Annotated in this window: 19 protein-coding genes, 2 pseudogenes and 2 CRISPR repeat arrays (1 of these 23 cut by a window edge); of the genes and pseudogenes, 5 read left to right on the forward strand and 16 right to left on the reverse strand. The window is 39.3% G+C overall.

The window, feature by feature from the left end:
• Window positions 1–286 (forward strand): annotated as a pseudogene (locus WIW89_RS09655) (hypothetical protein); the annotation flags it as partial.
• A gap of 236 nt (window positions 287–522) precedes the next feature.
• Here WIW89_RS09655 and WIW89_RS09660 read toward each other — a convergent pair.
• Window positions 523–1,332 (reverse strand): hypothetical protein, encoded by an 810-nt coding sequence (locus WIW89_RS09660; protein ID WP_337720598.1) that lies wholly within the window; start codon window positions 1,330–1,332, stop codon window positions 523–525.
• Window positions 1,333–1,903: 571 nt separating this feature from the next.
• On the opposite strand from WIW89_RS09660, the gene WIW89_RS09665 reads away from it, so the two are divergent.
• Window positions 1,904–2,221 (forward strand): type II toxin-antitoxin system RelE family toxin, encoded by a 318-nt coding sequence (locus WIW89_RS09665; protein WP_337720599.1) that lies wholly within the window; start codon window positions 1,904–1,906, stop codon window positions 2,219–2,221.
• Here WIW89_RS09665 and WIW89_RS13630 read toward each other — a convergent pair.
• The 8 genes from WIW89_RS13630 to WIW89_RS09705 form a co-directional block, all read right to left on the reverse strand.
• The gene (locus tag WIW89_RS13630; protein WP_443296489.1) at window positions 2,178–2,411 is read right to left on the reverse strand and encodes a hypothetical protein; all 234 of its coding nucleotides are present in this window, start codon (window positions 2,409–2,411) and stop codon (window positions 2,178–2,180) included. The two genes, WIW89_RS09665 and WIW89_RS13630, sit on opposite strands and share 44 nt — an antisense overlap.
• A 9-nt stretch (window positions 2,412–2,420) precedes the next feature.
• Window positions 2,421–3,543: a CRISPR direct-repeat array (repeat unit 24 nt; unit sequence CTTTCAATTCCATTGTGGATTAAC).
• 1,073 nt (window positions 3,544–4,616) lie between these two features.
• On the reverse strand, window positions 4,617–4,895 hold the full coding sequence (locus WIW89_RS09675; protein ID WP_337720601.1) for a hypothetical protein: 279 nt from the start codon (window positions 4,893–4,895) through the stop codon (window positions 4,617–4,619).
• 21 nt (window positions 4,896–4,916) lie between these two features.
• On the reverse strand, window positions 4,917–6,218 hold the full coding sequence (locus WIW89_RS09680) for an RNA-guided endonuclease InsQ/TnpB family protein (RefSeq protein WP_337720602.1): 1,302 nt from the start codon (window positions 6,216–6,218) through the stop codon (window positions 4,917–4,919).
• Window positions 6,196–6,780: an IS607 family transposase gene (locus tag WIW89_RS09685; RefSeq protein WP_337720603.1), complete on the reverse strand. Its 585-nt coding sequence runs from the start codon at window positions 6,778–6,780 to the stop codon at window positions 6,196–6,198. The genes WIW89_RS09680 and WIW89_RS09685 overlap by 23 nt, the downstream gene beginning before the upstream one ends.
• 53 nt (window positions 6,781–6,833) lie before the next feature.
• Window positions 6,834–7,349: a hypothetical protein gene (locus tag WIW89_RS09690; protein ID WP_337720604.1), complete on the reverse strand. Its 516-nt coding sequence runs from the start codon at window positions 7,347–7,349 to the stop codon at window positions 6,834–6,836.
• 694 nt (window positions 7,350–8,043) lie between these two features.
• On the reverse strand, window positions 8,044–9,318 hold the full coding sequence (locus tag WIW89_RS09695; RefSeq protein WP_337720605.1) for an ArsB/NhaD family transporter: 1,275 nt from the start codon (window positions 9,316–9,318) through the stop codon (window positions 8,044–8,046).
• An 888-nt stretch (window positions 9,319–10,206) separates the two neighbouring features.
• Window positions 10,207–10,530: a PaREP1 family protein gene (locus WIW89_RS09700; protein WP_337720606.1), complete on the reverse strand. Its 324-nt coding sequence runs from the start codon at window positions 10,528–10,530 to the stop codon at window positions 10,207–10,209.
• Window positions 10,517–10,879: a PaREP1 family protein gene (locus WIW89_RS09705; protein WP_337720607.1), complete on the reverse strand. Its 363-nt coding sequence runs from the start codon at window positions 10,877–10,879 to the stop codon at window positions 10,517–10,519. Before WIW89_RS09705 ends, WIW89_RS09700 begins: the two co-directional genes overlap by 14 nt.
• Here WIW89_RS09705 and WIW89_RS09710 point away from each other — a divergent pair.
• Window positions 10,873–11,155, forward strand: a pseudogene (locus WIW89_RS09710) (RNA-guided endonuclease TnpB family protein); the annotation flags it as partial. The gene WIW89_RS09705 and the pseudogene WIW89_RS09710 overlap by 7 nt on opposite strands.
• Window positions 11,156–12,135: 980 nt before the next feature.
• Here the strand turns inward: WIW89_RS09710 and WIW89_RS09715 are convergent.
• Complete coding sequence (locus WIW89_RS09715) at window positions 12,136–13,365, reverse strand: ATP-binding protein (protein ID WP_337720609.1); 1,230 nt, start codon at window positions 13,363–13,365, stop codon at window positions 12,136–12,138.
• A 276-nt stretch (window positions 13,366–13,641) separates the two neighbouring features.
• Here WIW89_RS09715 and WIW89_RS09720 point away from each other — a divergent pair, with 276 nt between their 5' ends.
• The gene (locus WIW89_RS09720) at window positions 13,642–13,833 is read left to right on the forward strand and encodes a hypothetical protein (RefSeq protein ID WP_337720610.1); all 192 of its coding nucleotides are present in this window, start codon (window positions 13,642–13,644) and stop codon (window positions 13,831–13,833) included.
• 166 nt (window positions 13,834–13,999) lie between these two features.
• Window positions 14,000–14,197 (forward strand): hypothetical protein, encoded by a 198-nt coding sequence (locus tag WIW89_RS09725; RefSeq protein WP_337720611.1) that lies wholly within the window; start codon window positions 14,000–14,002, stop codon window positions 14,195–14,197.
• A 186-nt stretch (window positions 14,198–14,383) separates the two neighbouring features.
• Here the strand turns inward: WIW89_RS09725 and WIW89_RS09730 are convergent, their stop codons facing one another.
• From WIW89_RS09730 to WIW89_RS09755, 6 genes are all read right to left on the reverse strand, one after another.
• Window positions 14,384–15,040: a hypothetical protein gene (locus WIW89_RS09730; RefSeq protein WP_337699060.1), complete on the reverse strand. Its 657-nt coding sequence runs from the start codon at window positions 15,038–15,040 to the stop codon at window positions 14,384–14,386.
• 8 nt (window positions 15,041–15,048) lie between these two features.
• Complete coding sequence (gene cas7d / locus WIW89_RS09735) at window positions 15,049–16,167, reverse strand: type I-D CRISPR-associated protein Cas7/Csc2 (protein WP_337699059.1); 1,119 nt, start codon at window positions 16,165–16,167, stop codon at window positions 15,049–15,051.
• Window positions 16,160–16,624: a hypothetical protein gene (locus WIW89_RS09740; protein WP_337720612.1), complete on the reverse strand. Its 465-nt coding sequence runs from the start codon at window positions 16,622–16,624 to the stop codon at window positions 16,160–16,162. Before WIW89_RS09740 ends, cas7d begins: the two co-directional genes overlap by 8 nt.
• Window positions 16,621–18,273 (reverse strand): hypothetical protein, encoded by a 1,653-nt coding sequence (locus tag WIW89_RS09745; protein ID WP_337720613.1) that lies wholly within the window; start codon window positions 18,271–18,273, stop codon window positions 16,621–16,623. The genes WIW89_RS09740 and WIW89_RS09745 overlap by 4 nt, the downstream gene beginning before the upstream one ends.
• An 87-nt stretch (window positions 18,274–18,360) precedes the next feature.
• Complete coding sequence (locus WIW89_RS09750) at window positions 18,361–18,591, reverse strand: hypothetical protein (RefSeq protein WP_337720614.1); 231 nt, start codon at window positions 18,589–18,591, stop codon at window positions 18,361–18,363.
• A 146-nt stretch (window positions 18,592–18,737) separates the two neighbouring features.
• Window positions 18,738–20,543: a hypothetical protein gene (locus WIW89_RS09755; RefSeq protein WP_337720615.1), complete on the reverse strand. Its 1,806-nt coding sequence runs from the start codon at window positions 20,541–20,543 to the stop codon at window positions 18,738–18,740.
• Window positions 20,544–21,960: 1,417 nt separating this feature from the next.
• Window positions 21,961–26,371: direct repeats of the CRISPR family, unit length 24 nt; unit sequence GTCGAAATAAGGAAGAACTGAAAG; it runs 124 nt beyond the window's last position.

A 26,371-nucleotide genomic window follows, 5' to 3' on the forward strand; every position in this document is an offset into this window, starting at 1 on the left:
CCTCACCTTAAACCTTTTCTTCAATTCTTTACACTCTTATAAATTCCATTATTTTTTATGGATTAGATATTATCCTATCAGAAATATTTTTTCTAATATGATTTTGGGTCTACCGTGGAGGAGAGAGAGGTTTCAGGGGTACCTCACGATCTTCACTATCATGACCAACATCGTCAGGGAGCTGGTGGGGGCTCTTAACCTGAGGAGCGTGGAGGCGTTCCTCAGGTTCGTTGAACGCTATTTAGGCGGATCGTCTGGGCTAATGAAAATCTTTAAGTTACGTTAAAGTCCCATAACTGCTGCAAGATTATTATTGAAGTTAGAGAATGGACCAAGGATACGGTAGACAATATACTCAAGAATTATAAATTTAAGCTCAAAAAAAAAAACAAGACTTCACCTACCCGCAATCAGAAATATATAATCTACTTCACGAGAAAACTTATTGAACCTATTTCACCTGATGCCTCCCAGCGGTGAAGTCAAACCCTCAAATTAATTGAAAGATTCGAGATTAGAAGCTTATCTGTTAGTCTCAACTGCTACCTTACCAACGTTCTGATCCAAGTACCTCAATAACCTCTTGTTCTCGGCTAACTTCAGTGTCTTACTCCTTAACGTTTCCAACGCTACCCACGGTGCGTCCGGGTAATTTTTAGCAAGGTTCATAATAGCCTTATAAGTTAGGTGGAAATGTTTGTTCTTCCTCAAGATTTTGAGTAATAATCCCTCAGGATCATCATACTCACCCAGGTTTGCCCTCGTTACTAAAGAATAGTAATCCTCCTTATACTTGACCTTGTAATTCTCCCTGACGTATTGAGGGAAGTTATATGAATAAGCAAAGGCTTCGAGCTTAGTGAAGTGTGTAGAGATTAAGTACCTCCTATCTGCTAAGAGGATAGCCCCCGACAATAAAGTGTACTCTCTATTAAGCATCTTCCATTCGTCAAAGTATTCTTTGTCCCATACTAGCCCTACCCACTCCCTCAGTCTCCCTTTAGGCAGTCTCCTTAATATATCGTAAATAAAGAGGAAATCAGGTTCTAAGTACTCTATCACTTTTTCGAACTCGTAAGCTTTCATTGTCGTAGCAATTTTGTCAACTACCGCCCTTACTACATGAACGTTTATGTCATCCCTTATGAACCAGTCTATATAACCCTTCACGGTCACTAAGTACGCTAAAGCGTCAGTAGCTTGATCGAAGTAGTTAATAATGAAGTCCTTATCCTCGTTTAGGTATTTGAGGATCTTATCGAAGTCAGTCTTCTCTAACTTAGAAAATTTACCTTTGCTCAAGATTTCCTCTAGCTCTTTTTTCCCTTCCATCATAACAAGCTATAAACTCAAGTATTTAAGGGTTAAAAGTGAGGCTAGGCTAAGTGAGGACAATTAACACTCTATTTAACGATCTAATTGATGATAATTAAGTTACTATTGCGACTCGTATTGATAGTTTGAACGTCGACTGGATTTAGTTGAGCCCTTTCACTTTCCTCCCGTAGACCTTAACTTCGCCTAGCCCTATTCCCCTGCTCTTCCCCATACCCAATAAGTTGGATTAGAAAAACATTTTAGAAACCACCTCTTTAATTTTTCGTTTGTGTATATTTTTGCTACTAGGCATTAAAAAAGGATATGCTGATTACTCTCATTGAATTTTGAAAAATTGTTAAGTAAGTAGTATGAGCACTTATACTGGGGTACAGGCTTTCTATTCCCGTTAGAAAAATTGTATAAACTTCCAATCTACTGCAAAAAAATTCAACCCAAAGCTCTACGCTCTCCGGTCTAGGGTTGCTTAATATTTTTGCTTATATATTAGCTTAGTATTTAGCTTATATTTAAGATAATATACGAAAAGAGAAAACTTTTAAATACGTTTCCTAAATCTTTTAATGTGGTTTGTGAGAAGTGGGAATTGAAATTCATGTTTAGGAAGAGGATAACTAATCTTGAAGAATTATCGGAATTTTTAACCAAGGAATTTCCTCATGAAGAAGTTATAATGTTAATCTTTGATAAATTGCATTTACTCCGAGAAGACCCTAAAAAGTATGCTAAGGAGAAATTAAAGAACCAAACGGATAAGTACGGGAGGCCTTTATTCTCTATAGAAGTTACTGGAGACATAAGGATAGTCTATAGTTTTGAGCCAAAAAATTGTACTGTATTCATTTGGAGGATTGGGAAGCATAAGAAAGCTTACCGTTTCTAGCCCTCATTTTCTTAAGCGTTAATTCCTTTAACTTCTCTAATTCTTCATCACTTTCAATTGTTACAAAGTAATATTCTCCGTCTTTTCCGCTCCTCATATATATAAACTCTGCAAAGAGGTTATTAAAACATTTTGCTACAGGTTCCATTGTGGAATAACAAGTGTGGACATTGCATAACACTTCTGTCATAGCAGTGTACTTTCAATTCCATTGTGGATTAACACGATATTCACAAGGTTCATGAAGCATTACCAGGACAGTGTACTTTCAATTCCATTGTGGATTAACGGCTATTAAGTAACCAACTACTGCAATTATAATTAATCTTTCAATTCCATTGTGGATTAACTTGGAAGCACACAATATACTACTGAAGATGAAGTCCTACGGCCTTTCAATTCCATTGTGGATTAACAAGACATGCTCATAGAGCATGTCTTCCACATCGAAGACGGCCTTTCAATTCCATTGTGGATTAACTCTCGTTCTTGAATGAAATTCTCCCGACAAACTTTGGAACCTTTCAATTCCATTGTGGATTAACTTTCTCAGGACACCCTGGGTTATTGTAATAATACGCATCACTTTCAATTCCATTGTGGATTAACTAAGTCATGTTCCCTTCTTCTTGTTGATATTCATTAAAACCCTTTCAATTCCATTGTGGATTAACTAGGGAGTGTTTTTGTTAAGAATTTCATAATTCCCTATTCGTTCTTTCAATTCCATTGTGGATTAACAGCAAAGGAGGGAGAATCATATAGGATATCAGTGTATAACTTTCAATTCCATTGTGGATTAACAGTATAACGTGACATTACCAATAAAGGTAATAGTCTACAACTTTCAATTCCATTGTGGATTAACGAGGAGGTAATTTCCCAGCAACGCGTTACCGTCAGTTTTCAACTTTCAATTCCATTGTGGATTAACTAAGTAGTCTGTAAAGATAAGAGCTTTCACTCAATAAATCACTTTCAATTCCATTGTGGATTAACCTCCTTCAAGAGCGTTACATACAACTTTTGATATTGTTCATATCTTTCAATTCCATTGTGGATTAACGTGGTTGATTCTGAGGTGGTTGTGGTGGTTGGTTCTGAGGCTTTCAATTCCATTGTGGATTAACTTATGTACAGAACGAGGTGCCTTTATACACAGTTAAGCCCTTTCAATTCCATTGTGGATTAACTTTTCAAGTATATTAGCTGGAATCGCTGTAGATTTTCTTGTCTTTCAATTCCATTGTGGATTAACGATCGTCAATAATGTAAGAAATTCTGTGAGCTTTCAATACCTTTCAATTCCATTGTGGATTAACTGTATGTTTTTATACTATTTCTTAACTTATTTATGTTCTTCTCATATATAAGTTTTGTTGTTATCAAGGTATTTATCATTGCTGAATTTTGTTTGTTCCCGTGTTATTTTGGGATTTTGACTTAGAGAATTTCGTTTTACGTTACTTAGATAGAGAATTTTTCTGCTCATTGGTGGATTGAAAGTAATTCCCAACGAAAATTGGGAATAGGAAGGAGAAAATAATAGTTTCATTTAGTAATATTCAGATTTATAAACTAGAAATTTCACCATTAAAAGAGGGATAACCTGCTGAATTATACTGTAGGTGTTGAACCTTTGTCTGTTTAAGACTAGTAGCTACGGAGGGGCTGTAACTGTCTTCAATAATAAGTAGCCCGTGTCCCGTAGTCCTTCATCAGGAAAAATTCGATAGCTGTAACTTTCTTCAATAATAAGGGTATAATTGAAAAGGTGATTCCCTTACCAGTTAGAGCTGCCGGTGAAAAGTACAAATAGAGGATATACTCTCACAATTATACGGTAAGTTAGGATCCCAATTAGAAAACAAGAAACTGTTGATACTCAGGGACGGTAGGGCTACGAAAGAGGAAAAAGAACAATTACCTCAAGTTTAAAAAAAAACAACTTCAAATTTAGTCTTGTAAACGTTATAAAACATCATAATACGAGGTTTGAGGATGATAAGTATAACTTCTACATAAAGAGCAGAGATAATGTATCCTATTTTGTGTTCCATAGAAGAGAAAATGCTAAACCGGTCAAACTAGGAAAAAGTAACCGATAGTAATGGCGATCACGAAATTAAAGAGGACGAAATATACGTAACCCACGCACTAACAAGGCTCGACCTAGCTAGAATATATGGGGAGGGAAATAGTTTAAGGCTACCTGCACCCATTTATTATGCTGATAGACTCGTAAAGATGCTTGATAAAGGAATATATTTCTACTCAGACGATGAAATCAATCAACACTCTTTATTTTTCATTTAGTTATTCCCTTGCAAGTAAGAAAGACAATCCTTTTCACAATTGACTATGCCTGAGAGAGTCTCTCTGTATTATTATCTCCTTAAGACTCATTTTGTTCTAAAGGCGGTCTCAGATCCTTCCAGTGTCTACATAAATCCGACTCATCTTTTATGTAACGATTGTCTAAACCTAGCCTATTCCATACACTCTCAATGGTGTCATATGGATCTAAATGATCGCCGAAGAGAATTAATTGATTCCTATAGGTGTTCCAGTACATTCTCAGAAAGTTACTTTCGTAATTACTGGGTACCGCAGGTGCGTAGCTCTTAGGCGTATCAGGCTTCATTTTGTGCCTATTCCACAAATAGTATACCAAGGTTTCTCCGGGGTTTGGGCTTCATAGGATTTCATAATATTTAATATCAATCCTCAGCCGTTGGGCTTCACCAGAGTCACGGGGCATTGTCCCGTTCATACCCCTCCGCCCCTTTAGCGGGATAACCCCGACCCACCTACTCCCAGTGGGAGTAAAAAGGAGGTGGGGAAACCCGCACATCCTGAGGTATATGTTTAGAGATGCGTTCAGTTGCCTATCCAGAGTGAACCCGCACCTCTCGCAGTGAAAAGTCCTGCCGACCTTTCGGGAAACCCATCCACATCTGGGGCAGGACTTGGAAGTGAGATGTGGGTTCACCTCCTTAACGAAAGAACCGTAAAGTGAGGCTTTGTACTTTAGCACACGGTGTATAGTCCTCCACACAGTCCTCGAAGTCCTCTTAGACAGCTTGTCATCAGCGTCTTGGAACATTGACTGCTTATTTAACTTTTCAACGGCAAACACAGTTAGAGGATACATTTCCAGCAACTTGTTCACGAACTTGTGAACGTAATCCAGCACGCGGTTCCTTTCACGGTGGGAATACTTCTCCATCAACTCCTTCCCCTTCCTACCGTGCTTTGAAGCAAAAGACTGTATTTTACTTCTCTTCAACTCCATACCGTATTTTAGACTGTACAACTCCTTAATTGAAAATGTAACAAACTTCCCCCCATCGTAAGCGTCTAATGTGTAAAGGTTGCTATCAATTGCTAGGAAATCTAGGGGAGTAAACCAAGGTAATTTATACCGAAATGGTAGGTGAACTTTATCCTCCTTTATTACTGGCTCACCCAACTCAAGTTCTTCAACCCTCCTAGAGAACCAAGTGTGAGACCAAGAGAAGGTGACGTATTCGTAAGGTCTTACTGTAATCCTTACACTCTCACCCTCAACCTTCCTCAGAGTTGACTTAATCCTAACGTAAACCTTCCTCAGAGTTGGTTTCCTCAGTGACGCTTGTCCTTTTTCAGCCCTCCTCTTCCACCCCTTTAATATTGAGTAAGCATCAATTATAGCCTTGTCAACATAATGGGAAGCTAGATTGTTAATCTTTTCAAGCTCATCCCTCAACGCCTTGTAAACTTCCTTTTTCTTTGGCAAGGTTACTTTAACCTTAGCGAAAATTTTCTTGCCCTTCTTGACCTCCTTCCTCTCTATCTTAGTCCTCTCCCATAACCAGTCTAAAGCCTTCTGTAGTAGGTGTTTATAATTCTCCAGTAATATCTTGCTCTCCTCCTTCTTATCGTTCTTTATGGAGTACGTTAGGTAGACGTATTCCTCCTCTGGTTGAAAGTCATTAAGCCTTAAGCTCTTCGACACATTTCTTCACCTTTTCGTATTTGTGACTCCTTATTTCGTACAACTTTCCACTAAAGGAGACTAGTATAGAGATTAAGTCTTCTATTAACTCTTGTTCTGGTGTTTTGTCCTCCTTGTTTAGAACGACTATCTCACAGTTGTGTGCTTTGCATACTTCTTCAATTATTTCAAAGCCGAACCTTACTAGTCTGTCCGGGTAGGCTATGACAACTTTTGACACTTCGTTATTCAGAATCATTCTTAACAACTTGAGGAATCCTTTCCTCTTCATGTTTAATGAAGATCCAACGTCAGTTATTACTTGGTCGTAGTCCTTAACGTTCTCCTCCAAGTATTTTACTTGGTTTATTAAGTCGTCTTTCTGTGTGTTTGATGATACTCTTGCGTAAAGGATCACTTTCCTCTTTCTAACAATCCCCACAAGTCTTTCGACGTCTTCTTCCTTGAACCTCCACTTCCCAGTTTCTAGTATCACGGGTTTTATGTACCCTTTCTTAACATATTCTCTGAGTGTTGCGTATGAAATTCCTAGGCGTTGGCACACTTCTTTAGGTCTTAGCATTGTATAAAATCTTGTGATGAAATAATATAAACTTTACGGTTTATCGGAAACTGCTAACAACGGCATAGTTCATGGAACGTTATTAAAGCTGGATAAGCTAAGAAAGCTGCTATTACGGCAGATGTCTCTTCGCTACTCCCAACGTACTTATTAAATACATACGAAAAGTAGGAAAGATCGTCTTCGATGTTCCTCAGCACATAATATACACCCCAGTTTTTATTCCTCGATTGCCTATTCCTCATTTGCCTATAATAAGCTAGGACGTCATATATCACTCCCTCACATTTTTGCTCAGTATCAACGGGCTGGTTTTCACTAACCGGAAAAGGCCTATACGGAACCCTCCCCTTGAGGACGTATTCCGACGAAGGTCCTAACTGGTAGATTATTTCTCTACGATCATAAGAGGTTTCAAAGTGAGGAGTATCAATGAAGTCTTTTAGTATTTTCAAAAAGTCTTTCATAAAATAAAACCTGTCTTCCTTTCTCTCGTCTATTGGTTTCCAATTGTTACCAGGCTCTGGGATTAACCCTATCCAGTTCTTCTTGGGCATCTGTTTATACATAATAACTCACATTATAAGAAACTGCTAAATTTTAACTTATAAAAAATTCACGACGAAAGTAGTATAAATTCTAGTTGTAAAGGAAAAGAAGTCTATTCGTCATACATCTATCCTCTTTTTAGGGGTAGTATTTTCGGTTTGACGTCGTTTGAAAAATCCTTAATGTCTCCTATTGTGTACCGCTTAAAGTTGTAGTCGTGAGAATGACATGACATATGTGAAGCGGAAGTAGGTACTGTTTCTACTAGACGAAGTACAGTTTATTGTAACTAGCATAAGAGAGAGTAGAAAGGGGGTCAAGGACTTCCACACGGTGCTAAATGATGCTTTTATGAGGGTCGGAGTGTATAAATAATGAAGAACAAGTTCTTGAAGTCTAGTAATAAATGCTTTTATGACGGTAGAGTATTATTAAGTGACAATTTAAATGTAGGAATAAGGAGAAACCCCTTGCCAGAGTTAAGGTCTTAAAAGGGTCAAAATACCAAGGATTAAGAAATAAAAATGAGATCATTCCGGTGTGTTTTATAGGACAATGAGAACGCACTAACGAGAAATGATAATTTGAAGACGAGCTAAAACACTTCACCGCTTTTCAGCTTTAAACCTTTCCCCCACACTATATCGAGCGTATTGCCAATCGCAAAAGGTACCTCAAGAATATTTTATATACTTGATACGGTTGTAAGATGTATCATAGAAATAAAATCCATAAGGAGAGAATAGTTGCCACTAGAACTATAGGCGTAGTTATCAGTCCTAAGTAAACATAAATCCTTAGAGGTATCTTTACGCCGTGTTTTCTTTCTAAGGAATATATCCAGAGTAGAGTAGCCAAAGACCCTATAGGAGTGAACTTAGGTCCTATGTCATTGCTTATTACGTTTACTAAAGCTAAAAGGAATTGGTTAGTAGAATGGGTAGAGTTTATAGCTAGAGAATTTATCATAACTGAAGGAAGATTATTCATTATGGCTGCGGTAAAGGCAAAAAGTAATCCTTCCATTATCACGTTAAATGGGGACGGAAGGCTATACAAGGTAGAGACAGTACTAGCTAAGAAATTAGTAACGCCTTGCTTCCCCATGCCGAAAACTACTATGTACATGCCCAAAGAGAAAAGCACGATCTGCCAAGGTGCCTCTCTTACAACCTTATATACATCTATTTTTTTCCTACGCTTTGCTATAATACCTAACAGAGCAGCTGCTGGAATGGCTACCATTGCAACCGGGATCTCGACAAATGAAGTAAGAAAGTAAGCTAGAACTAATATTGCTATGAAAGGAAAGCCTAGCTTAACCAAAAGTTGATCATTGATTGTAGGTTGAAAACTAGGCAATTCCTGATTCTTATCGGTCGTTCTAACTAGAAGAAAATAATAAAGTACTACTGAGACTATTACAGATATTGTAAAAGGAAATATCATATATTCTGCATAAAGGAGAAATGACATATCAAAATATGTAGCGTCTATTATATTTACTAAGTTACTTATTATGAACGGGAGGCTTGCAGTATCTGCGACGAAACCTATTCCCAACATAAACACAATCTTAGAACGCTCATCAATGCTGCTCCTAGATATTATTGAAGTGGCTATTGGAGTCATGACTAACGCTGCTCCATCGTTTGCAAAGAGCGCGGAGACTACAGCGTCAAGCAAAAGCAAAAGAACGAAGGCTTTGCCTAACCTATTTCCTAATCTCAATATTTTGGACGCTATATAGTCGAAGAAACCTGCTTCATCCAATATTAAAGTCATAATTATTATAGCAACGAAAGTAAACGTAGCGTCCCACACTATATCGAAAACTAACACAACGTCGTGAATATTAGAAATACCCAGAATTAGAGTAAGGGCTCCACCAATTAGTGCTGAATACCCTATTGGAATTCGCCTGGGTTTAAAATTAACCAACAAAAGCGTGATTACGAATATTAGAATTGCAATCAGTAACTTCAGCATCCATTTTCAGCCTCCTGATATAAACTTTTTAACAAATTTTAAGCTCTTCCTTTAGGATCTCGATATAAAGATATATTTACACTTAAGATTAGAATTCCACTAAAGTGTTGTAAGATAGATTTTATTGATTTTTTCTATTTATCTTAAAAAATACATCAGAAAATATTGTATAAAGAGCTCTACAAGAAGAAAGTGAAATTCTTACGTCAATTAGAGCATAAGGTAAATTTATGATATTTAAGAAAACTTTCAGAATGGAGGTTTTACCTATTCTTCTTATTCCAGCAAGGAGAACTATTGGCTCAGAAATTGCATATTGTAATAAACTTAGCTCCTCATCTCTATCGTATATATTTTCCCAGCTTCCTTAGTCCTTTCATTGAAGAAAATTAATAATACCTTATTAGATTTAAGCTTTTTTATATATTATATGTTGTGGATCTCTTCAGAATTATACAAAGATTTTTAAATAATTATGCTGAGTATTACCCAGGGAAAAGAAGAACACTAGGGATTGAAGTACGACGAGAACGTGGTAACTAGATATAAGCTAATGTTCCCCTTCTACGTCTTCGAACACTGGTGAGAATTATCCATGGAGAGAACAGGTGTGCTAAGACGGACCACATCATCATGGACATCATGAAAACTGGTGGTAAAAAGTTTTTTTAAGTTTTAAGTACAGTGAATAATTAAGATATCTGATGTTGAATTTAAACATTTAGTTTTTCACGAATTTTTAGAAGCATTTGACAAATTACGCTATGAATAGCCGTTAGATTTTCAATGTTCGTGTTGAGCCACGAGTGAAGGTAAAAATCCAACTAATACGTAGGCTTGATAAACTACTTGCACTAAGAGTTAGTGTATAGATTGAGTCAGGGTTAGCTATATCAACTCAACTAGTTTCTCTACATCGCTTTTTAGATGTTGGATATTTTCTTTACTCAGCCTGGCCTCATGAAAACCCTCTATGTGCAACAACCACGCTGAGATCCATAACGATCTTATACCGTGGTACAAATTCTCAAGTTCCTCTACAGCATCGAAATAAAGTTTCGAATTCCAATGTCCTATCCTACTAACTTTAGAAACGGCATTCACAGAATTTTTGTAGGACAAGATCTTTATTGCTTCTTCAGCAGCCTTATAATACTTCTCACTAGCCTGAACAACATCTCCCTTAGAAAGCAACTCATCAGCTTCTTTCAATAATCTTTTTATTGAGTCTTTCGTCAGCAAGTTGAACTAGTTTAACTATTTTCTCCCTATATTTTTTTACTTGATTAAGATCGAGGTTAACGGTTATTAGAGATACCGCTGAACCCCAACTCTCAATTACCCACTTCCCGAAGATCGAAGATAATTCAAACACGGCTCTATTAACCGTTTCCGCGTCCCATTTATCAGGTAAAAAGTCCCCTTCAAGACTGGCTAAGATCTTTATTGCTTCTTCAGCAGCCTTATAATACTTCTCACTAGCCTGAACAACATCTCCCTTAGAAAGAAACTCATCAGCTTCCTCTAAATATACATCAGCTGAGGACTTTATGAATTGCATTATCAATTAATTATTTCTCACACGTGCTAATAAACACAGATACAGTAAAAGCACTTCGTTTCTTCATATTTCAGGTTGAAAGGAATGTCCCAAATCTGGAAGATAAGGGAGTAGTTTCAAATGTTTACGACGAGTTGTATGAGAAGTTAATGGAGGAGTACAATCTACCATCAAAGATCGCTGAGGACCGCTATTGGATGCCCTCTCAGTATACAAGGGTTGGTATAATAACCCGAGACGGGGTTTAGGTTTCCTAAAGTTTATGAGCCAACTGTATCTTTTTTGTGTGGTGATTGTAAGGAGGTCTATGACTAAAGTTTATGAGCCAACTGTATAGTTAATCCCTAATCTGACTCCTCGTCACCCTTCCAGGGTGAGGGTTCCCATCTCATCGTTCCACCCATTGATTAGGGATTACATATGGTGAGCAGTCGAGTGGCTCAGAGAACCGCTCCCATCTGAAGATGGGACTTTCATTGCCGAGCTCTAGTCCCTTGAAGGAGGAAACGGTTGCTCCTTCCAAAGTCCCATTAAGCTGGGGGGCTTCATTAGCATTACTAAGAGATATCTCAACAAAGAACACGGGCTATCCATCCCCTTGGATAGGCTTTCCACTCCTTTAATCCCCATTTTTTGTAAGTTATAGTGTGAACTTCGAGTGAATGACCGTTAGGATTGTTGATGCTGATGAGCTTTGAGTCCTATGGTTAAATGAGTACTTGATTATTTCCACGCTTCTATTCAAAGCCTTTGACTCTTGAACCTAAAGTGAGGAGCGAAGATACTCGTTTGGGTTTACCGGAGAATTTCTGTGTGAGATCCTTTAAACCAGTAGTATAGGTTGTAATCGCCACTAATCCACCTTCTTCAGGAACATATCTTTTAACCTCGTTAAAAGCCCTCCCATACCCTACCTAAAAGCTTACTCGCTTAGCGAGATTATGAGACCCAAATGAAGGACTAGAGATACCCTCTCTAATTATCATGTATCTACCTTTAAGTAATACTTATAGCTAAGCGACGGCAAGGCATGTCCATGATGTTATCCTTAATCTACATATTTATCAAATGTCGACTCCTTATAAAGTGGTAACTTTCGAGACGCCTTCCCCGATACCTACTATCAAATGTTGGCTTTTTACAAAGAGAATATGTAATAAATAAGATATTTCATAATGTGAATAAATTATGGAAATGTAGATAACATAGTAATAAACACTGAAGACACGCTCGTTTATGCTCGGCATAAAAGGAGATTACTTCAATAAAATCTTCCACAATGGTTCCATCATGATTTTCTTACCACTATAATCCATTACTTCCTCCCTATCCCATGTTATGATTTTGGGTTTAAAACCTAATAATGAGGAGGCTTTAACCAAAGAGCTTAACTCCCTTTCCTTTATTCCATCTTCATCGTAAGTTACTTGAATTAACTCCCCGCTTTTCTCGTCTAAAAAGTCCACCTCATAATCCTCTCCTTTAACAAAGTAAACACCCCTATTTTGATTTTTCCTAAGTAAATATACTGCAACTAAATTTTCCATTAGTCTCCCAAAATCTTTTTTAACGGACACTTCTTGAATTATGCCCGTATCAACCACATAAACCTTCTTATTCTCAGCGATCCTGCTTAACTTCCCAGTATATCTTTCCACGGGATAAATTAAGTAACTTGAAGACAAGCCGTAAAACCACTCATCTATAGTTTTATAATCAACTTTGAGCATCTTGGCAATTCTATTTAGAGAAACTTCAGAAGAGTAAAGGGAGATTATAGCTGATGAGAAGTCTTTAAACTTAGATATCCTCCTTATTTTCAACCTTTGAACTACATCCCTTAAGAGAATGTCGTTGTAAATACTGTTTATTATTTGCTTACTGTTAAGTAGCAATGCTTCGGGAAAACCTCCAATGCTCATATACTCCCTTAAATAATTTTTAATCTCAGCCCGCTCCCTTGTAGTAAAAGGTTCTGTGTAATTAAGTCCTTTAAACCTCAGGAACTCCTTAAATGAAAAGGGAAAAAGGATGAAATCCACATGTCTACCAGTTAAGCTAGTGGCTAGTTCGCCGGAAAGCAATTTTGAATTACTCCCGGTCAAGACTATTCTTTTAGTTTTCCTTAACCTGCTCACAAAAGGTTCCCAACCCGGTATATTCTGTATTTCGTCAAAGAGAATGTAATTCGTATTGCCGTAAAGTTCATAAATGGCTTGTTCCACCATATGTAGTTCCTCGGCTTTTAAATTTCTCAACCTTTCATCATCAAAGTCAACGTAGGCAAATTTCTTGTCCTTCAATAATAAGAGTGATAATGTAGACTTACCACTTCTTCTTACCCCTAATATAGCCAAAACGTTAGGGATTGACAGATTTACTAATAATTCTTCTTTAGGCACATCTCTGGATATTGCTTTACTCATTAAGTTATCAGCGTCTTCCCTTTGCTCTTTTAAGACACTTTTTATTTCCTCAACATTCACGAATAATAAAAGTCTTTTGCGTTTTTAAACTTTTGGAGTATATTCCAAAAACTCATCGGAGGAGAATTGGAGTATATTCCATAACTAATCTACGTAAATTATTCTATGTAATTTGAAGCTTTTACAATAACTATGAATTACCTAGTAATGTCTTTTCGAATTGAAATCCGAATCTGAAGAAGTGATAAAGCATGAAGTGTGTAGTATGTTAACTACCTTAACAGATATCTTATGAAGCTTAGTATAAGATCGTCGTGAGTATAAGGAAAGCCGGTATTGAGTTCCGCTCCAGAGAGCGGAAAGACTGTCAACGGGAAGGTAATTAAGAGGTATGAAAAGACGTTAGTGTTTTCGGATAAGGAATCGGAAAATTACGTTGCAGGACTAGCTATACTTGGCGTGATGTATTTGCAGATCGTTGTAGCTTATTACAACGAAGCCCTCTACTTGAGAGCTAAGAAGTATTGAGCAAAGGCTGAGGAGTCTATGAAGGAAAAGAATGTGAGCTTTGAGGTTAGATGTTGGTTGATAACTTGAGGAGTAAGATTGAGACTTATAAGTACCGTTTTGAAGAAAGATAAGCAATATCTGGCTAAACAGAGGAGTTATCTGAATAAAAAGAGTTAGGCACAAGATGCCGCCCAATACGCCTAAAAGTTATGCACCAGTTGTCCCTAATATTTATGAGGGCGACTTCCTAGAGGATTACTGGAACACTTATAGGAATCAATTAGTTCTTTTCGGAGACTATTTAGACTTAGAATATATCCCAGAAAGCGTATGGGGTACGCTGAGCTTGGATAGTCGTTGCATAGAATCGAATTTGTGTTAGCGTTTTAAAGTCTTTAGGATTTTTTAAATGTAAATCGGTCTGTACCTATAGGAGTTAATGAAATAGATTAGCCCAACAAGGTAACAGTTGTAATAGAAAATGGAGGCAAAGACTTTCCACCTTAAGTCTCTTTAGTTTTTACAGGTAGAAGCTGAATAAACCCAGATTCACACTATTTAAAAAAGTTTATATGAAATCTGGTAACGGTAGATAGACAACTTCCCCTTGCTCCTCAAAGGACAACCCCCTCTTTACGTCACCGCTGAACCCCACATCTCCCGCTCTATGCTTCAGCAGGACAAAATAGTTTGAAGCTGTAACGTCTTTGACGTTATAAGCCACGTTGGGGTGTATGTCCTTTACTTCCACATATTTTTTAACTTCCTGAAGCGAAACTCTCACTATCCCCCTCTTTACCCCCACTCTTATGTAGTTCACGTTTAACGGTTTGTCAGATATTACATAACCCACAGCCTTTGAACCCGGTGCTAAAACATTATTAGTAGTTATCAACGGGACAGCCCACCTCGTCTGGGGTTTATACAATATATAATCACTCTCCCCCATAGACATAGTCAGCCTCATGTGGAAAGTCCTCTCGAATACTGCCGGGTAAACGTATAAACCGGTCTCATTGTACACTTCTTGCAAGTCCCTATAATGCGGTGCGTTATAAGCACCTACATAGCTACCGTCTACAATATGTCCTAAAAAAGCCAGTGCCAACGGGTAGTTATGGATTACTGGTAATATTTTTTGGACATACCCCTTGGAATGGGGATAGGACGAAGTGTTGAACCACATTATACTGTGGGTTACTAGTTCAGCTTTATAAACGTACATAGTTACCTTTACTCCGCTTCGCTACTTTGGTCCTCCCCTTCTTTCTTCTTGCCACCTCTCCCCTTGCCTTTACCGCTTTGACCAGACTCTTCCGTACTCTTCTTCTTGTTCTCAGCCCTCTCAATAAACTCCCTGATTTTACCGGCGTAGTCTAACGAGTCTAACCAAGCCTCCTTATAGTTCACCTTGATTTCATTCCCTCCTATCTTAATCACCCCACCGTTAATAGCTACCTCTTGGAAGCCTTTATTCTTTAGGTACTCCCTAACTTTACTTATTACCTCTTCTGGGTCAGTCATTTTACCGTGGCTTGCCTTTAACACCTCCCTCGCTAAGTCGTAACTGCTGACAGTCTCTCTATCACTAAACTTCACCCCTAGGATTTTGACTTCAACAGACCCGTCCTTAGTCTCCCTACCTCCCATCCTTGTGATCCGGGACAATGAGTCCACTATTATTGCGAACTCGTTCTGAGTGACGTCATAGAGTGTCGACTTGCCTATAAACACAACCCCGGGTGCTACGTGGATCTCTGAGTATAAGCTCTGTCCCGTGTAGCTCACGCCCTCTGCGACTTTATTGTGGGTCATTTCCATTACTGCTTGTCTATACTCTATACAAGAGAAGGCTATATCGTGGGCTACCCTGCTCTTAATACCGTAAGCCGTGTTGATGTCATCCATCACGGTATCGTCCGTAATGTTCCCCATGGTCGTGCATGAAGGACAGTATCCGCACATGCCTATGTCAGTAGCCTGAGTCCTCTGCATCGGGGGAGCTATGAAACAGTTCCATTCAAGCTTGTCCTTACTTACCTTCTTATATTTTGCCTTACTTGCAGACTCCATGATATGCTTCTTGGTGTCTGTGTCGAACGAGGAGTACTCTCTCCTCAATACTTCCAACATAGTCCTTCTCAGCTTAGCCTGTATCTTCTCGGGTAGTATCACCGGTAGCTCATAGTTCTCTTTGTCTACTACCATGTTCACCGTGCTTATGTCTCCCACGCCTTCAGTCCTGAACAGCGGTACCCCTTTAGATATTATGGCGTACACTACCTCTACCTTATACCCTTTAGAAAAAATCCTATCACTTTCTCCCCTTACCCTGAAATACGTATTACTCATCTTTCTTACCACCTCCTTTCATAATATCAATTATCTTAGCCCCTAAAGTGGGGCTGTAAAAAACTGCATTGTTGTATATTCCTTCTAACACGAGGTTCATCAGTTTCCTCGACTCCCTAGGGCTCATGTTCCTCATCTTTTCTGCAAATGTCCTGAGCAACCCCTCTAAGGCCTCCCTATAGAGCATTGACAAGTCCGCCCTATAGAACGGTGTGTCCTGAGATACCATAACTTTTATTATTTCTTCAACGTCACCGGTGGGGTTCTTCCTCACTTCCTCTAACGCCTCCCTGACTTCCTTCGTAACGGAGTGAGCGGAGGGGTTGCCCCATGCCTTGAACGACAATATCTTACCCATTGCTACCATGTAGTCCCCTAGGTCTAGGTCTTTTCTTTCCAGACCTAACTCCCTTCTTAAATCCTCTACTTCGTTTACTTTCTCACCTTTTTCACTCATCTTCTCACCCCGTAAAACCTTTTCATATCGGATTTAAAAAACGTGAGGGACTCCCCTAGTTTGGGGCAAATTGAGTGTAAGGCTACCTTAGTGAATTCAGGGCTCATGTCCAAGACCTCCATCCTCTCCCTCTCCTCCGAGTATACTTTCAGGCAGTGGAGCAGAGCTAACGTTACGGGTGGTAGGGACGTGTTCTCCTTCGGGTAGTAGGGGTTATACTCGAGCATAGCGAAGGACTTACCGTAAGAGATCACTCTGTCAGGGATCACTTGGTCAGGTAACAATGTAACCTTCAGGGGATAGAACATGGAAACCATGGCCAGTGTAGCCAAGGAAGGGAGCAGCTTAACAAACCCTAAGATGGGTTCATCGCCTAATAAATATGACCTTTTCCCGTTTTTCACAACGGAACCGAAGTCCCTAACTACTAAAGCCGAGCTGTAATCAACTATTACGCTCATAGGTTTTTCTTGGAATATTCCCTTCCCGGTTAATGAATCTACAAAGGACACCCAGTCCTCAAACCCTTGTTCGAAGTCGTCTAAGTCAATACCACCCACCTCACGAAAGTCCACGTTAGCTCCCAACAACATCGCCAAGTCATCAACGAGTTTTTTAGGAACTACTCTGGTGAAGTACCCTACTAAGAAGTGCTTTTCCTCGTTACGTGCGGACGTAAATGAGTTATAAGCTAAATAAGCCGAGTCATACGCACACCAGAAACACATACCGTACTTCCTGTTCCTCTTGCCGAAGTCGGCGTTCAGATTCGTGAGGGGCTTTACCTTAGGGCTCCACTTCTCGTTATTACTCCTAGAATAAAGGGCGTAACCGTAAGCCTGAGGGGCATACAGCTTAGGTGCCGGTAACCCGCAGGTTAGGCAAACCTTTTCAGGTTTACTTCCTACGTCGAACCCCCGAATCGCTAAGTTATATAACATACCTTCTGTGTAGACCTTGGGTTCACCGTTTTCAAAGTCCTCTAACAGAGCCGGGTCTGTCTCAGCCCAACTACTCTTTATTGATTCGGGTAAGGCAAAGCGTATATCATTTATGTCAACAGTTAAAGGCATCTGTAACAGTTTGTCGGTGATCACATACGCCCCGTCCTTACTCAACAGCACTAAGGAGTCTTCAGGTATCTTCGACAAAGCAGCGTTCATTAAGGCACTCCTAGTCCCGATCTGCGGTAAAGTCACGGTGATGAAGTAAGTGTAAAGTTTCTTTTTGTACTTCTCCGAGACCTTTTGTATCAGCCTCTCCATCTCCACGACGTTCATGTCCTTCGCTTGAACCATGTCCCCAAACCAGACCAACCAACCCAGATCAGGCATAACATCGGGGTTCTCTGCTAAGTTGTAATTTATGGCGTCAAGGGCTTCCTTGTCGTCCACAAACCCTTTTACGAACTCCCTTAATCCCGTCACTTCCTTGTGTACTTTTTGGTAAAAGTCGTGGAGTAGGGCTGCGTAGAAGGCTGTCTCACTGAGATCAGGGTTTACAATATTCGCCAAGGAGTATGCCGTGTACGCGGCTGACGCCGAGTGGAGGAAAGCCGGGAGAGTAGCACTGTACTTCCAGTTCTCCGCCCCCAAGAACGGGTGGAAAAGCTTCAGGGCTTCAGTGAAAGTGTCTGAAAATCCAGTCATCAGTTTTACTTAATCAGTCCACATTTATATTTATTTCGAAAAAGGGCAAGTCCTCTGGAATTACCGAATTTGACTGTAAAAACGGTATTACCCTCTAAACACCCGGTACGTCTTGGGGTGTATAACTTCTAGAGAGTGTAGAATGACGAACAGAACTTCAGAGAAAGACACATTAACTCCTACGGTGCTCGGTCTCTTCTCTATCACACTCGTAATTATCTTCTTCTTCAACTCCCACGGCACTCCGTCTGTACAAAGGTTCGTCGTCATATAATAACTTCCTCCACTTTTCAGGATGGATAACTCCCCATCAGACACAACAGTCACGATCCTCCTTTTTATCAAGGTATCGATAATAGAACAATAACCTCTCCACACGCCTTGTTGAGGATACCAATTCGATTTATGTCGGTTCCGCTGCCCCCCCCCCCACAAACCAGCCTACCTAGTCACCCTCCGTCTCATCAATAAAACACTAGACAGTACTCATCGTCGTTCTTAACACCTATCGCCCTCGCCATACTCACTAGTCTGTCACAATAGTCAACGTCTTTTAACACTAAAAACAATTGGTCACCTAACCTCAACTGGTTACCATCCTCGTCCTCAAAACTACAACCTAACATTTCCTCCAAGAACCTCTTAGACACGACCATCCCCACGAGGTTCTTTAACGCGTCTTGACTGCACTTCGCTACGACCCCTTTCCTACCTCCTAACGACAGATAGAACACGTCTCCTTTCACCTCAAACGAGAAGTTCCTCATCACCGTGGACAGATCAGCCTCCCCCTCACTCCCCCCGAATTTATATCTCACAGACGGGCCAGTGTACCTGAAGTAATATAACAGCTTTAACGAGTCCACATCCCCTAAATAGTACCTCTTATCGGGTAACTTCTCTAAGCCCAACTGGTGCCCGGTCAACCTCTTATAAACCAGCACCGCTGAATTCACCAACAATTCCTCCCTAAAGGAGTCCACCTCTTCTCCTACCCTCACCTCACTTATTTTCGGATAGTTCTCCCTCACCCACTTAACGAACTCATCGTAACTTATCTCTCTTGAAGGCACTTCCTTAACCCCACCCCTAGGCACTACCAGATGTACTTCACACTCCTTCATCTTCCTCCCGACCCTACCGAAGGCTTGAATTGCCGCCTCTCCGAAAAACCTTGCTATCAGCCCGTAATACACGTTTGGGTAGTCCACCCCCTGAGTTATCGCAGAGCTACCGACTACGAAGGTATCGTCATCACCGCAGAAGTCCCCCACAATCGAGGTCTTACACACGGGTCTTATACCGAACCTCTCATAAATCGCCTTCGCCACTTCCAACGCTTGTCCCACTTTGTCCACCACTATTATCCCCTTCAGTTTCTCAGCCTTTAACTTCTCGTACACGCGGTCCAGTAACCCCTTCCTGATCAACCCCGGCACTGCGTCGCCTGCACTTACGAACCTCGACAACTTAGTCTCACCCTTCGCCTCTACTTCTATCACCTCGACTTTAGTGTCACCCCTAATTACGTCACCTCCTCCCCCCTCAGCCCTGATTTCCTTGAACTTATAGGCCAGTTCCCTCTCTACCCTCACCACGTTTTCCTTGGACGGGGTAGCTGAAGATAGCACTAAGGAGAACTCATGGTCGTGGATCTTCTTCAGGATCTTCAGGGTGATGATCAGAGACCTCAACTGGTAAGGGTCGTATAAGTGGAACTCGTCCACGAATACCAAGTCCCCTTTGAAAAGCCCTACGAAGTGCTTCAACTTGTTGACAATCTCTCTCCTAGTCACACTCCCCACCGGGAGTTCACTCGTACCGGACATGAGAGAGAGGGCTACATAGCCGGGCTTCGCCAACAACTCGTTATATAAGTGGAAAGTGTCGGGGGTCGTCAACACTACCTTACGGTCCACCTTTATGTCCAGTATACACTCGTCCAACTTGCCCTTGCATAGAGTCTGGCTCACCTTGAATATCCCAACCACCTCGTTGTTGACCTCGTAAATTGTGTAATTGTCTCCCTTGTTCGCGGGTATGAGACCCTGATTTTCAAAAAGCGAGGTCAGACTTCTATACTGGTCGTTAAGCAGCTCCAATATAGGGTAAAGGCCTACTGAATGCTTTGAGAGGAGGAGGGAGAAGGTCTTCCCAGACCCGGTAGGGGTGCTAAGCACGACCTTCTCGTTCTTTTCTACAGCCTCCTTCAACTCGTACTGGAACTGCCTCAGCCTCAAACCCAAATGGTACTTGTCGGATACAGGCACCGTGACCCTTCGAACTACAAAAGTTGACATAATACCTAATATGTGTAGTGAGGATTAAAATAGAGTGTGTGACCCCGGCTCTAGTCGAAATAAGACGTTAAGCCGTTAGACTCCCAATAAATCGTGTGTACGTCCCCGACCAGCTCGTGCAGGCTAAGCCACACATGGAAAGACGCGTGATGGAATCTGGTCATACGTCGGCATTAGTAAAGAGGAACTACTTAGTGTGTCTTAAATGCGGAAAAAGCTGATGGAAGTAGAGTAGTAAAGAGGAACTACTTAGTGTCGATAATGATGTCTCTTTCTTGCTCGCCATGAATAGTCAATTTGAACTATCAGTGGAACTAGGTGAACTCTCACACTACGTTGACGATAGTGAATAGTTTACTTAAGAGCTACGAATCAGTCGTTTTTTGAGTGTAAATAAAATCCTTTTCGGCAATACTGTCATCGGAAGTGATATGGTCGTTTTTTGAGTTTTGAAGAGAACGAGAATTTGGAGAGTCGACTAGAAGTGATATGGTCGTTTTTTGAGTGTAAATGAAATGCTGTTAAACCTTTCTACCTCACCGTCAACATAAGGGCCATAGTATAAATAAAATGCTGTCTGGGCGAAACTTGTAAGAACGCCCTGCCTATACATTACAAGGGCACTAGGCTAACCACTAGACATAACTTGTAAGAACTCCTCGTAACTACACTCTCTTATCAGACCTATATCCGTGCGAAATCTCGTGGTACACTTCCGCATGTAGGCTCCGGTAAAAGAAAAGGGGAGAGACTGAGAGGACTTTTTACACAACTATAACACGTGGTAGGACAGTAACACCTTCACCACGCTGATCACGACGTTCTATTTGACAACCGTTTACCCCATCCGCCTCGCGTCATCAATTTTCTCGTTTTGGTATTACGCGTTCAAATAAAAGTCTAGTTTTTTGTGTGATGTAACTTAGTCTTTTCCCCCATATTTCTACTAATTTAAACTGAACTCAGTCTAGTTTATCACAGGTTTTTCCCCCTTAACAGTTAAGTTTATAAAATGATATCATTAACATTACAATAAATGCTATAAATCATAAAGTAAGTTAAAGTCTAGGTTTTCTATCAGTTTTTTCTTTTTAATTAAACTGTATTTCTCCCTTAATCCACCGCTGATAAAAATCTTCTATTTTTACCACCGTCGTTTATTCAGTTGAAATTAAGGCTCAGAACCCAACGCTTTCTATCACCTTTAAATAGGGGTTATTAACTTTACTGTAGAAACGAAGACGAAAAAGAAAGGAGATATACATAATTTCTACACCCCAACCCGTCAATCAAAGTTGAAAAACAACATTTTTTAGTAACAGTTTCTACACTATAACTAGAGAATAGTGTAAAACACACACAAAAAGCGACGTCGGGGAAACGCACGGTCGAAATAAGGAAGAACTGAAAGTTTAAACCTAATTTCGATAAATAAGCATATAATAAGGTCGAAATAAGGAAGAACTGAAAGGAGAAATTCAAGAAGCTGAAAAAATTTCGTACAACGTCGAAATAAGGAAGAACTGAAAGCTACTATTATAAATTGTGCAAAAAACTTTATCTCGTCGAAATAAGGAAGAACTGAAAGAATTGGACTTGGAGACCTCCCGTTTGCTGATCCAGTCGAAATAAGGAAGAACTGAAAGGAAAAATGATGAAGAGAATGAGCAGCAAGAAAAAGTCGAAATAAGGAAGAACTGAAAGTTAGCAAAAGAAGTATTAGCTATTACCGACGCTTGTCGAAATAAGGAAGAACTGAAAGAATGGAAAATGAATCTTGTCAAGAAATTCAAAAAGGTCGAAATAAGGAAGAACTGAAAGTTTGATTGCCTACGTATCTTCTAGTTCCATCAAAGTCGAAATAAGGAAGAACTGAAAGAAAGGACATGGCTAGACGTAAGGTGAAAGTAAATGTCGAAATAAGGAAGAACTGAAAGATTTTCTGGAAGTGCAACTGTTCAACAGCTTGTTGGTCGAAATAAGGAAGAACTGAAAGTCATTCTTCACTGAAATCCTTTATGGAATGATTATGTCGAAATAAGGAAGAACTGAAAGTCTACAAATTCTACTTCTAGTTTGTCCTTTGAACGTCGAAATAAGGAAGAACTGAAAGTAAACGTCTTTGACGTCGTTAACGAAATTAACTAGTGTCGAAATAAGGAAGAACTGAAAGACTCTAAACAGCTCATAGCATGCTACAGCTTTGTCGTCGAAATAAGGAAGAACTGAAAGTGAAGAAATAGAAATTTGAAAAAGAAAAAAATAAGTCGAAATAAGGAAGAACTGAAAGAAATATGTTTCATCAAAAACAGCTGACTGATAAAGTCGAAATAAGGAAGAACTGAAAGTCAGCCATCTCATTAGTTTCTTCAACCTGAGCTACAGTCGAAATAAGGAAGAACTGAAAGAGATTTTGGGGATTTGTTTTATTTGAAGTTTGGTTGTCGAAATAAGGAAGAACTGAAAGTAGGAAGATAGTTGTAGAGGTGTTAGGTAAAGGTGTCGAAATAAGGAAGAACTGAAAGCGCAACAATAACGATCAACAAACCAACGACAGTAGTCGAAATAAGGAAGAACTGAAAGATGGTGTCATTCCCTACTTGGATGTGGTCGTACGTAAGTCGAAATAAGGAAGAACTGAAAGAGGCGTAGAGGAATATCGCTAATAGGACCTTTAGGTCGAAATAAGGAAGAACTGAAAGTAGACTAGATTAGCGTAAGTTGGTGTTTCTGTATAGTCGAAATAAGGAAGAACTGAAAGCCAATTTTCTTTTGTTTGTCTTCGACTTCACCAAGTCGAAATAAGGAAGAACTGAAAGTAATAATCTTTTATATATTCTAATGCATTTTTTAGTCGAAATAAGGAAGAACTGAAAGAAGCCCCAACCATGCTGAAATCTCGGGGGACATAAGTCGAAATAAGGAAGAACTGAAAGCAGTTGGAATAGAAATACAAAGCAGGTCAAAAATACAGTCGAAATAAGGAAGAACTGAAAGCTATCTCTCGATTTTTTACATCTGGTCCAATCTTTGTCGAAATAAGGAAGAACTGAAAGTTATAAAAAAAGAGAGAGTTAGACGAAACAGATCTAGTCGAAATAAGGAAGAACTGAAAGCAACTTTTAGGATTTCATATTTCATACTCATACTGTCGAAATAAGGAAGAACTGAAAGATTCCGATAGAAAATATAAACCTCCTAATAGAAAAGTCGAAATAAGGAAGAACTGAAAGAACCTCAAACAAATCCCCAAACCTCCTCAAATAAGTCGAAATAAGGAAGAACTGAAAGTCCTAAAATCTATGGGTCGCCCATCGAAGACATAGTCGAAATAAGGAAGAACTGAAAGCGTAAATGCTTCCAGACGAAATATGATAAAGGCCCTGTCGAAATAAGGAAGAACTGAAAGGAATAGCTCTTTCAGTCTAATCCTTTTTTAATCTGTCGAAATAAGGAAGAACTGAAAGCTAGAAACAAATTTAATACGCTTATTAACTTGTCTCGTCGAAATAAGGAAGAACTGAAAGTTTACAATTATCTCCAATCCCCTCCTAAAATTTCGTCGAAATAAGGAAGAACTGAAAGATCTCTCAAAACGCTTTTTACCCTCCCCCGATATTGTCGAAATAAGGAAGAACTGAAAGAGAAGCGTTAAATTACGGTTTTGATGGAGCAGATGGTCGAAATAAGGAAGAACTGAAAGGAGGTACAAAAAAATATTACCAAACAATTTAGTCGAAATAAGGAAGAACTGAAAGGACTTCCTACATATCTTGAAGAGCGAGGGTTCCCTGTCGAAATAAGGAAGAACTGAAAGGCTTCTAAGCCGTTCCTCATCTCCTCAGCATGTCGTCGAAATAAGGAAGAACTGAAAGTTATTTTTTAAGCGGAAAAACTCATGATTTATACGTCGAAATAAGGAAGAACTGAAAGCCATCTCTGCCTTTGAATTCTTTAACTGTTCTAAGTCGAAATAAGGAAGAACTGAAAGCTTTATCTCTTTATCTACAATTTCTTTCATCTTTGTCGAAATAAGGAAGAAGTGAAAGCCGTCTTAATTATCCGTACCCAATAAAGCAATTGTGTCGAAATAAGGAAGAACTGAAAGTCTCATCATCGCCCTAAAATTCTCTTTGTATAGAGTCGAAATAAGGAAGAACTGAAAGGATTACTTATCCACACGTGTTGTCCTATTACGTATGTCGAAATAAGGAAGAACTGAAAGCTTTTTCACGTCTAAGAGAAGTGCATTCGCCACTTGTCGAAATAAGGAAGAACTGAAAGCAGAGACGTTACGTTTATGTACAACTGTTGTCACGTCGAAATAAGGAAGAACTGAAAGCAGAGGTTTGATATTGTTACTGGATCTCCACCATGGTCGAAATAAGGAAGAACTGAAAGATCGAAATTAACACTATATACCTCATCTACCTCTAGTCGAAATAAGGAAGAACTGAAAGGCTGCAAACAACGCGATACAGAACGCGTATAACTGTCGAAATAAGGAAGAACTGAAAGTTAACTTCTGGAAATACTTGCCCGTTGTACTGGTGTCGAAATAAGGAAGAACTGAAAGTTTTCAGAGATACTGACTTTCTGGGGCTGGATCCGTCGAAATAAGGAAGAACTGAAAGACAATTCTTATTACAGCCTCTAACTCCTCATCATACGTCGAAATAAGGAAGAACTGAAAGTTTTCGAAAACTTCTCTAGCTTTATTAGCATACTGTCGAAATAAGGAAGAACTGAAAGATAATTTAGGTGGAGTACCCCCAATTCTACCCCCTGTCGAAATAAGGAAGAACTGAAAGTTTCTTCCTCCTCCCTCCTCTTCTAGAAGTTTTTGTCGAAATAAGGAAGAACTGAAAGCAAATTATTGCGTTTAAATTAGCCAAACATATGGTGTCGAAATAAGGAAGAACTGAAAGAATGAGTTCCACAACATATTATGAAAATATAACAGTCGAAATAAGGAAGAACTGAAAGAGAGGGAAAGTTTTGTAAACCTTTCTTCCTTTAAGTCGAAATAAGGAAGAACTGAAAGACCATTCACCTCACCCCATGATTGCAATCATTAGTCGAAATAAGGAAGAACTGAAAGAATAGTCAATTAGTTTCTGCTTTTGTAATTCGTTTGTCGAAATAAGGAAGAACTGAAAAAAGACAGCTAGTTCCATTAACTTTCTTCCGCTTGGTCGAAATAAGGAAGAACTGAAAGTTATTTTGGACCAACCACATAACCACTGCTTCCTCTAGTCGAAATAAGGAAGAACTGAAAGCCGCAAAAAGTTTTTGACTATTTGTCGTCATTTTTTGTCGAAATAAGGAAGAACTGAAAGATATTTGATATAAATATAAACGGCTTTGCGATGTTGTCGAAATAAGGAAGAACTGAAAGAATCTTTTACCGTTATTAGGCGATTTAGCCTCAAGTCGAAATAAGGAAGAACTGAAAGATTTCGGTTTAGGATTAACATTTTTATTTCTTAAGTCGAAATAAGGAAGAACTGAAAGGCCAAGTATACTACATTACTATATTTCTTGGCATGTCGAAATAAGGAAGAACTGAAAGGAACAATTCCCAACATCTAACTGCTTTGTCTGACGTCGAAATAAGGAAGAACTGAAAGATGGTAGCAATTACTGCATAGAAAATACCACCTGAGTCGAAATAAGGAAGAACTGAAAGTTTACACTCATACGTTAAATAAGATTAACAGTTTGTCGAAATAAGGAAGAACTGAAAGTACTGTTGCTTCGTTATAGTTATTTTTTCGAGTAGTCGAAATAAGGAAGAA

Source organism: Stygiolobus sp. CP850M (genome assembly GCF_037389425.1).
Lineage (GTDB): Archaea > Thermoproteota > Thermoprotei_A > Sulfolobales > Sulfolobaceae > Stygiolobus.

Coding starts and splice junctions, on each gene's coding strand:
- WIW89_RS09705 (WP_337720607.1), bottom strand. CDS start 10,879: ATGCAATTCATAAAGTCCTCAGCTGATGTATATTTAGAGGAAGCTGAT.
- WIW89_RS09725 (WP_337720611.1), top strand. CDS start 14,000: ATGCCGCCCAATACGCCTAAAAGTTATGCACCAGTTGTCCCTAATATT.
- cas7d (WP_337699059.1), bottom strand. CDS start 16,167: ATGAGTAATACGTATTTCAGGGTAAGGGGAGAAAGTGATAGGATTTTT.
- WIW89_RS09745 (WP_337720613.1), bottom strand. CDS start 18,273: ATGACTGGATTTTCAGACACTTTCACTGAAGCCCTGAAGCTTTTCCAC.
- WIW89_RS09685 (WP_337720603.1), bottom strand. CDS start 6,780: ATGCTAAGACCTAAAGAAGTGTGCCAACGCCTAGGAATTTCATACGCA.
- WIW89_RS09740 (WP_337720612.1), bottom strand. CDS start 16,624: ATGAGTGAAAAAGGTGAGAAAGTAAACGAAGTAGAGGATTTAAGAAGG.
- WIW89_RS09660 (WP_337720598.1), bottom strand. CDS start 1,332: ATGGAAGGGAAAAAAGAGCTAGAGGAAATCTTGAGCAAAGGTAAATTT.
- WIW89_RS09690 (WP_337720604.1), bottom strand. CDS start 7,349: ATGTATAAACAGATGCCCAAGAAGAACTGGATAGGGTTAATCCCAGAG.
- WIW89_RS09695 (WP_337720605.1), bottom strand. CDS start 9,318: ATGCTGAAGTTACTGATTGCAATTCTAATATTCGTAATCACGCTTTTG.
- WIW89_RS13630 (WP_443296489.1), bottom strand. CDS start 2,411: ATGACAGAAGTGTTATGCAATGTCCACACTTGTTATTCCACAATGGAA.
- WIW89_RS09730 (WP_337699060.1), bottom strand. CDS start 15,040: ATGTACGTTTATAAAGCTGAACTAGTAACCCACAGTATAATGTGGTTC.